The organism is Phytoactinopolyspora endophytica, from assembly GCF_004138495.1.
GTDB lineage: Bacteria > Actinomycetota > Actinomycetes > Jiangellales > Jiangellaceae > Phytoactinopolyspora > Phytoactinopolyspora endophytica.
Map to the genome: position 1 here is coordinate 28933 of NZ_ML142857.1, position 1774 is coordinate 30706.

At 70.3% G+C, this 1774-nt stretch carries 2 protein-coding genes; both read left to right on the plus strand.

Annotated features, from left to right (window positions below; all coding sequences use genetic code 11):
• A partial coding sequence (locus ELR45_RS18010) for an ABC transporter permease (protein WP_205856811.1) occupies positions 1-818 on the plus strand: 818 nt, incomplete at its 5' end.
• A partial coding sequence (locus ELR45_RS35425; RefSeq protein ID WP_165367886.1) for an ABC transporter ATP-binding protein occupies positions 815-1774 on the plus strand: 960 nt, incomplete at its 3' end. The genes ELR45_RS18010 and ELR45_RS35425, both read left to right, overlap by 4 nt.

The window sequence follows — 1774 nt, forward strand, 5'->3', positions numbered from 1 at the left end:
GCTTCCGGCGAAATCGGCTCGCCCTAATCAGCCTGATCTTCTGCGGCGTGCTCGTCTTGGTGGCAGCCGCGGCGCCGTGGATCGCTCCGTACCACTATGCGGCCACCGACTACGGCAGCCAGCTGGTGGGGGCGGGGGCGGACGGGCACCTGCTCGGCTCGGACCAACTGGGCCGGGACATCTTGAGCCGCACCGTCTACGGGCTACGCACCGCCCTCATCGTGGCGTTCGGCGCCGAACTGCTCGCGTTGATCTGCGCACTGGCCATCGGGCTCGTGGCGGGCTACCGCGGCGGCCGGGTGGAGCAGGGGCTGATGGCGTTCACCGACGTGATGTACGCCTTCCCCAGCTACCTCTTCGCGATCGTCATGGTCGCCGTGCTCGGCCGGAGCATCTTCGCCCTGATCGTGGCCATCGGCATCGCCGGCTGGGTCACACAAGCCAGGCTGGTCCGCGCTCAGGTGCTCACCATCAAGCAACGGGAGTACGTCGAGGCGGCGCGCGCCATGGGCGCGTCCGGACCGACGATCGCCGTACGCTACATCCTGCCCAACGCGATCGGTCCCATGCTGGTGACGACCAGCTTCGCCATCCCGGCCGCGATCGCGGCGGAAGCCGGCCTCGGCCTGCTCGGGCTCGGTGTGCAGCCCCCCACCCCGTCCTGGGGCGCGATGATCTCCGAGGGCACCCGGTACCTGTTGTCCGCACCCCACATGCTCTTCGCGCCGGCGGCCGTGTTCGCCCTGGCGCTTCTCGCGTTCACCTGGGTCGGCGACGGCCTGCGGGACGCATTCGATCCCCGCGGAGATCAGCGATGACGGTGACCGAGCCACGAGACGACGCCACGGCGGCCGCGGCGGACGAGCCGCTGCTGCGGGTCGAAGACCTGCGTACCGAGTTCCGGCAGGAGCACGGAGAACCGCTCCGCGCCGTCGACGGGGTCGGGTTCGACGTCGCACCTGGCCGGGCGCTGGCGATCGTCGGCGAGAGCGGCAGCGGCAAGAGCGTGACGATGCGCACGGTCCTTCGTCTGCTGCCGCGCACCGCCCGCACCACGTCCGGAGCGGCCCGGTTCAATGGCCGCGACCTGCTGGCTTTGCCGGAACGGGAGATGCGCCGCGTCCGGGGGCGAGACATCGGGATGGTGTTCCAGAATGCGATGGAGGCGATGAACCCCACCCTCACCCTGGAGCGCCAGCTCACCGAACACCTGCTCTGGCACGGCATCTGCGGCAAAGCGGAGGCCAAGAAGCGTGCCGTGCAGGCGCTGGCGGATGTCGGCATTCCCGAGCCGGAACGCCGGATTCGGCTCTATCCGTTCCAGCTGTCCGGCGGGATGCGGCAGCGGGCGATGATCGCCGTGGCCATGATCACGCAACCGGCGCTGCTGATCGCCGACGAGCCCACCACGGCCGTGGACGTGACGGTGCAGCGGCAGATACTCGACTTGCTGGCCGGTCTGAAGGAGCGCGGCACCGGCATCATCATGATCACCCACGACCTCGGTGTGGCGCGCTACTTCTGCGACGACGCCGTCGTCATGTACGCGGGCCGCATCGTCGAGCGGGCGTCGACACGTCAGCTGCTCGACTCACCGCGGCACCCGTACACGCGCGGGCTCCTCGGCTCCAGCGTCGAGGTAGGCGGCCGGGAGCGGCCGCTCGCACCGATCCCGGGCAGCCCGCCGGACCTGGCCCGGCGCCCCACCGGCTGTGCATTTCACCCTCGGTGTCCCGAGGCCGAGCCGCCACGCTGCCACGAGGATCAGGAGCTC